1 pseudogene is annotated in these 239 nt (G+C 65.7%); it reads left to right on the top strand.

From position 1 onward, the window contains the following. Positions 1-239 (top strand): annotated as a pseudogene (locus tag AC0IY0_RS29010) (glutathione-dependent formaldehyde dehydrogenase); the annotation flags it as partial.

The following is a 239-nucleotide window of genomic DNA, read 5'->3' as shown; positions in this document are numbered from 1 at the left end:
GGCTGCAATACGCCTACGACCGCGCCAAGCAGCTCGCGTACATGCACACCGATCGCGGCCAGGCGCGGCGCGAGGCGATCATGGCATGCCGTAAGGGAGGCACCCTATCGATCCTGGGCGTCTACGGCGTGATGGCCAAATTCCCGATCGGCGCGATCATGAACAAGGGCCTGACGTTCCGTATGGGGCAGACCCACGTCCAGCGCTGGACCGGCGATCTCCTGCGCCGGATCGAGGAG

This window comes from Methylobacterium sp. AC315, from assembly GCF_979253755.1.
The sequence above is the reverse complement of the archived record's forward strand: the minus strand, read 5'-3'. Positions and strand labels throughout refer to the sequence as shown.